The sequence below is a fragment of the Celeribacter sp. genome (assembly GCF_048259695.1).
Lineage (GTDB): Bacteria > Pseudomonadota > Alphaproteobacteria > Rhodobacterales > Rhodobacteraceae > Celeribacter.
Map to the genome: position 1 here is coordinate 1 of NZ_JBLXHL010000050.1, position 5,780 is coordinate 5,780.

5 protein-coding genes are annotated in these 5,780 nt (G+C 64.2%); 1 reads left to right on the plus strand and 4 read right to left on the minus strand.

Going from position 1 to position 5,780, the window contains the following annotated elements; translation table 11 throughout:
* The 4 genes from ACN0Q0_RS17450 to ACN0Q0_RS17465 all read right to left on the minus strand — a co-directional run.
* The coding region (locus ACN0Q0_RS17450) for an ABC transporter ATP-binding protein (protein ID WP_417244467.1) at positions 1-532 on the minus strand (532 nt) is incomplete at its 3' end.
* A 3-nt stretch (positions 533-535) separates the two neighbouring features.
* On the minus strand, positions 536-2,041 hold the full coding sequence (locus tag ACN0Q0_RS17455; RefSeq protein WP_417244468.1) for an alpha-N-arabinofuranosidase: 1,506 nt from the start codon (positions 2,039-2,041) through the stop codon (positions 536-538).
* Positions 2,042-2,316: 275 nt separating this feature from the next.
* Entirely contained in the window at positions 2,317-2,592 is a 276-nt protein-coding gene (locus tag ACN0Q0_RS17460) for a helix-turn-helix domain-containing protein (RefSeq protein ID WP_343504328.1), read from the minus strand.
* Between the two features lie 360 nt (positions 2,593-2,952).
* A complete protein-coding gene (locus tag ACN0Q0_RS17465; RefSeq protein WP_417244469.1) occupies positions 2,953-3,870 on the minus strand; it encodes a DUF6635 family protein in 918 nt (305 codons plus the stop codon).
* A gap of 317 nt (positions 3,871-4,187) precedes the next feature.
* Here ACN0Q0_RS17465 and ACN0Q0_RS17470 point away from each other — a divergent pair, with 317 nt between their 5' ends.
* On the plus strand, positions 4,188-5,378 hold the full coding sequence (locus ACN0Q0_RS17470; protein WP_343504438.1) for a Fic family protein: 1,191 nt from the start codon (positions 4,188-4,190) through the stop codon (positions 5,376-5,378).
* Positions 5,379-5,780 lie beyond the last annotated feature (402 nt).

Below are 5,780 nucleotides of genomic sequence, written 5' to 3' on the forward strand. Positions count from 1 at the left end.
GGGCCAGTTCCAGCCGCATGTCCCGCCCACGCTCGCCGTCGAGGTTCGACACGGCTTCGTCGAACAGGAAGACCTCGGGCGCGCCCACGATGGCGCGGCCGATGGCGACGCGCTGGCGCTGCCCGCCCGAAAGCGCCGAGGGCTTCTTTGCGAGGGGATGGGTCAGCTGCAAAATCCGCGCCGCCTCGCGCACCTTCTCCTCGCGCTCGTGGCGCGGGGCGCGGGCGAGGCGCAGCGAGAAGCCCATGTTCTCGGCGACGCTCAGGTGCGGGTAGAGCGCGTAGGACTGGAACACCATGGCGACGCCGCGCTTGGCGGGCTCGACATGGGGGACGTCCCGCCCGCCGATCTCGATGGTGCCGCCGCTGCTCTCCTCCAGCCCGGCGATCATCCGCAGCAGCGTGGACTTGCCGCAGCCCGAGGGGCCGACGAAGACCCCGAACTCGCCCTTCGGGATCTCCAGCGACACATCCTTGATGACGTCATGCGCCCCGAAGGACTTCTTAACGTTCGTCAGCTTCACGCCCGACATGGCTTACACCTTGAGCCGGACGACATGGTAGGACAGCGGCGCGACCGAGCCGCCCAGCGTGCCGTCCTCGACCGCGAGCCCGCTGCCCTGCGCCCGCACGATGGCCTCGCGGCCCGGCCCGTTGGTGGCGCGCAGGTCGTGGCCCTCCATCACCTGGTGGTCCAGAACCGAGGCCCCCTCGAAGCCGGTCAGCGCCAGCCGCAGGTCGGCGGCTTCGGTCAGGTGGCGGTTGACGATGAACAGCGTCACCGTGCCGCCCGCCGTGTCATGGGTCGCCGCCACGTCGAGATATTGCACGTCATCGGCGACCGCGCAGTCGTAGGTCGGCCCGTCCACCGAGACCCGCAGCGCCGTGCCGCGCCCGTAAAGCGAGGCAAGCTGATAGGGCCAGTAGATCGACTGCCGCCAGGCCGGGCCGTCCTTCTCGGCGCGGATCGGCGCGATGACGTTCACAAGCTGCGCGATGCAGGCGATCTTCACCCGGTCCGAGCGCCGGATGAACTCGTTGAGCAGGCAGGCGACGAACAGCGCGTCCTCGAAATTGTAATCCTCTTCCAGCAGTTCCGGCGCTTCCGGCCAGTCCCAGCTTTTCCAGTTCTCAGAGTCCTGCTGACGCTTGTGGTACCAGACGTTCCACTCGTCGAAGCAGATGTAGACGTCGTTCTTGGCGCGCTTCTTGGCCTTCACGAAGTCGATCACCCCAGCGATGGACTGGATATAGCGGCCCGTCTCCTCGACCTTGCCGAAGAAGTTCAGCGTGTCGTTGCTGGAGTTGCCAAAATACTTGTGCAGCGAGATGTAGTCGACGTTCTCGTAACACTCTTCGAGCACGCCGCGCTCCCAGTCAGGATAGGTCGGCATCTCGTCGTTGGACGAGCCGCAAACGATCATTTCGGCACCGGGAGTGAGCTGGCGCAACGCCTTGGCGGTCTCGTCGGCAAGGCGGCCGTATTCCTTGGCCTCCTTGTGGCCGATCTGCCAAGGGCCGTCCATCTCGTTGCCAAGGCACCACATCTTCACGTTGTAGGGCTGTTCTACGCCGTGGCTGCGGCGCAGATCGGACCAATGCGTCCCGGACGGGTGGTTGACGTATTCCATGAAGTTGCGCGCGTCCGAGATCCCGCGCGAGCCGAGATTGACCGCCAGCATCATGTCGATGCCCAGCTCCTCAGCCCAGATCGCGAACTCATTAATCCCGACCTGATTGCTTTCCTTGCTGCGCCACGCAAGGTCGAGCCGCACCGGACGATCCTCCTTCGGCCCGATCCCGTCCTCCCAGTTGTAGGCCGAAACGAAGTTGCCGCCCGGGTAGCGAATGGCGGGGATTTTCAGATCCCGCACCATCTGCGCCACGTCCCGGCGGAAGCCGTGCGCGTCCGCCTGTGGGTGCCCCGGCTCGTAGATGCCGGAATAGATGGCCCGGCCCATGTGTTCGATGAACGCGGCATACAGCCTGTCGTCGATCTGTGCGATTTCAAACGCGCGATGGATGGCAGCAGTGACCCGCATCCGACTCTCCTCCTTATTTGTCCTACAAAAAAGCGACAAAGCGGCGCGCTGTCAACAGGTGTTCCACCTCGCCGGCAAATCAGCAGCGAAAGGTCCATGTTTCCTGGGTTTCTCTTTCGAGGCCGCCGGCTGCCGAAAGCAAAGCCGAGCCCGGGCTCGCGCTGGGGTATCCGGGGATCGCAAACGGTCGCAACCGCGGCCGAGGCCGTGGTTGCACAAAAAACAAGCAGCACAGGCAGAGCCCAATGCTGCTTGGTCCGGAGACCAGCCTTCTTTCAACGGTCGATCACGGCTTCGCGCAAGGCAGGAAACCTGATGAGCTTGCGTCGCCTTGCGCGACGCGCAGTCGCCGATTTGTGCGCCACGAGACCATAGTAGCCGTTCAGCTCCGGGAGCTCATCAGCGACAAAGCCATTGCGCTTGATCTCTCGGTAGACGCTCGACCTGTGACGGCTGAGTTCAGCGGCAATCCTACCGACTGGCAGCTTTGCGTTCAGCATCTCTTCGATACTGCGCCGGCCACGAAGGACTGACTCTGTGCGCGCCATCATCCGTTCTCCTCACTCTCCAGCAAGATAGGGAATTGTCACATCGGAGTTTAGAATGTGCCGCTCTGTCCCTGTGCTGCGGATAACTCGAAAATATGTAACGAGGTCTGCCGTGCCCAGTCAGCCCACTCCGCGATCATCAGCTCTAGGAATGAGTTCGCGACCAAGCGGGGGTACCCCAACTGGGCAGGGGAAGGCTAACGGCATTGGGTCTAAAGACTGCGAGATCGTCCAGAAGATGCTCGGAAGGAAAAGGCCACGCAAAGCTACCGCTCGCTCCAACGAGATATGGGCCCATGCCGGACACCTGGTACTTTTGGTGCTTGGGCGATGACGCGTGTTCAGGGCTAATCCAGGCTGACCTCAGCGGAAGTGCCTGAACAGGCCGCCGGCGATATCGGCGATGTCGAAGACCCGCGCATAGAGGTGTTCGCGCGCCGCGAAGGTCACCGAGTCCGACCCCGACATATCCCGCTCCACCGCGGTGACCAACCGGCGCAGACGGGCTTGGTGAACACCGAGCCGAGTCTGGACGGGATCGGCCAGAACGCCCGCGAAGGCCGTGATGATGGCCGCCGTGACGATCAGCATCAGGGCGACCGTGACAATGGCCAGAGGCGAGGCGCCGACAGGGAAAGCGCCGTACCAGAGGCCGCCCAATGCACGGCCGAGCGGGAAGTTCCCGATTGCGGCGTCCAGAGCGTAGGTATCGGCCAGCGCAGGCGCCAAAGACAGCATGCCCGGCGTCAGGCGATGGAATAGCCAGGCCCCGAAGCAGATGGTCAGAAGTGCCGTGGTCATTTCGGCCACGGCCGACCGGGTGGCGGTGTAGGTCTTGATAGTCGCTGCGGCCCGCTCCGCCCGCCTGCGCGTTTCATCTTCGCTGAGGGAAGTGCCATCTCGAAGCGGGGGAGCCTCGGCGAAGCGATCGGCGATAGAGCGCCCCGGACCGTCCGGCAGGGCAAAGACATGCTCGAGAAGCCCCTCCTCCACCGCGCGGGCCGTCCGCGTGGGCAGGATCAAGTGGACGCGCCCCAGAAGGCCTGAAGCGCGTCTCAGGCCCACCACCCGCAACAGGAACGCGAGAAGGCGCAGGAGGGCATGCAGGGGCGCTAAGACCACGTTGAGCGGGGCACAGAGGATATCGAGGCCCAAGGCCCTGTGATGCAGCCGGGCCGAGCCCGCGAGGGAGAAAGTCGATTTGGCATAACTATCGACGCGTGCCCGCGCTGCAGAAAAGTAGTCCTTGGGCTCCGAAGGCTGGATCGCACCGCGCTGCATTTTGTCCTCTCACCGAGCCGAGCCCCCTGCCCACCCAGCTCGCAGATAATACGCCCTCGGCTGGCTTCCAAGCCATGAGCAATGCTTGGCACGCCCCCACACGGACGCCGCCCCGCCGTCACAGCACTGGCTGGCCGTAGTTTATTTCCTTCAGCGGCTCGGAAAGCGTCGGGATTTCTAGCGGTCGGGCAGAGTGGCACGAAATAGTGGCATACCGTAGTGGCATGAAATAGCAAAGAACCTTGAATAATCAGCCGTAACACAGATACTTAGAAAAGAAACTTAGTGGCACGAAATGGAGCTCTGGAGTGGCCGAGATGATCATCGCCCCGACGCGAATCGAGCCTGCCCGGATCGAAGACCTGCCGATCAAGCTGGCCGACTCCGCCCTGGCTTTGGCGTCGGCTGCCACAAAGCTGGGTCGAAACTTGCCCGCCGAGACCTTGACCGAGGTGGCCGCGATGATCCGGGTGATGAACAGCTACTACTCGAACCGGATCGAGGGCAACAACACCCGTCCCCGGGAGATCGAGCGCGCCTTGTCAGGCACATTTGATGCCGACCCGAAGCGCCGTGCCCTGCAACAAGAGAGCGCCGCCCATGTCCGCATCCAGGCACAGATCGATGCCCTAGCCGCGGCCGGCACACTTGGAGACCCGACCGGACCCGACTTCATCCGCTGGCTCCACGCGGAGTTCTACCGGGACCTCGACGCCTCCGCACTCACGATCCGGGAAGGCGCGCACCCGGTGGTCATGGTGCCGGGAGAATGGCGTGACGGGGACGTGGAGATCGGCGAGCATGTGCCTCCGCCCCATGACAAGGTGCCGGCCTTCATGGATCACTTCCATGCGCGCTTCCGGCTTGACTGGCTGCACGGGCAGACGGCCCGGATCCTCGCTGTGGCCACGGCCCACCACCGGCTCAACTTCATCCATCCGTTCTACGATGGCAACGGCCGGGTCAGCCGGCTCATGAGCCATGCTCTCGCCCATCATGCCGGGATCGGTGCCAGCGGCCTCTGGTCGGTCTCCCGGGGGCTCGCGCGCGGATTGGAGGGAGGTCTGCCCGGGCGCGACGAATACAAGTCCATGATGCACCTGGCGGACCGGGTCAGGCAGGGCGATCGCGACGGGCGTGGCAATCTCTCCCTTGCGGCACTGACCACCTATACCGACTGGTTCCTGAAGGTTTGTCTCGATCAGGTGGAGTTCATGGACGAGCTGCTGGGGTTCGACGGGATGGGCAAGCGTCTGGCACGCTATGCGACAAGCCGCGACTTCCGTGCCGGCGCGTCCGATCTGTTGCGGGCAGTCCTCGTTCGGGGCGAAGTTGACCGCGGCGATGCAGCGGCCATCCTGGGCGTGGCCCCGCGCACCGCACGCGCCGTTATCAAGGAACTCACCGATGATGGGGTGCTGGGATCCACCACGCCCCGCGCGCCCCTGCAACTGCGCTTCCCCAGTCAGACGCACGAGATGCTTTTCCCCCGCCTCTTTGAAGCCTGATGCCGCGCGTCACGGGCGCGAGATCTTCCTCAGGTGGAGCTAGTGTCCACGGACCAAAGCGCCGTCAATGGCATAGTGCCGAACGCATCGAGATCTGAGTTCCAGCCAGACCAAGGCCGCAACTCCCGCGAGCATGCGGACAGGACCCAATTCTGAAATCCCGCCGCCCATCAGGGCAGGTGCGGCATTCACCGCTCCTGTCCCTTCTGCCCTGCACGCCCCCGCTCTTTCTCAGCCACCTGCCCAGCAATCTGCGCCGTCCTCTCCTGGTCCCTGGTAACATTCGCCAAGCTCTGAACCCGGACCGACTTCCCAGCCTGTAGCCCCTGCGACAGCAGGTTCGCGACAGTCTCCCGAGCCGCCTCCCCAGCCTTATCCTGCAGCCCGCCTGCGCGGATCCGC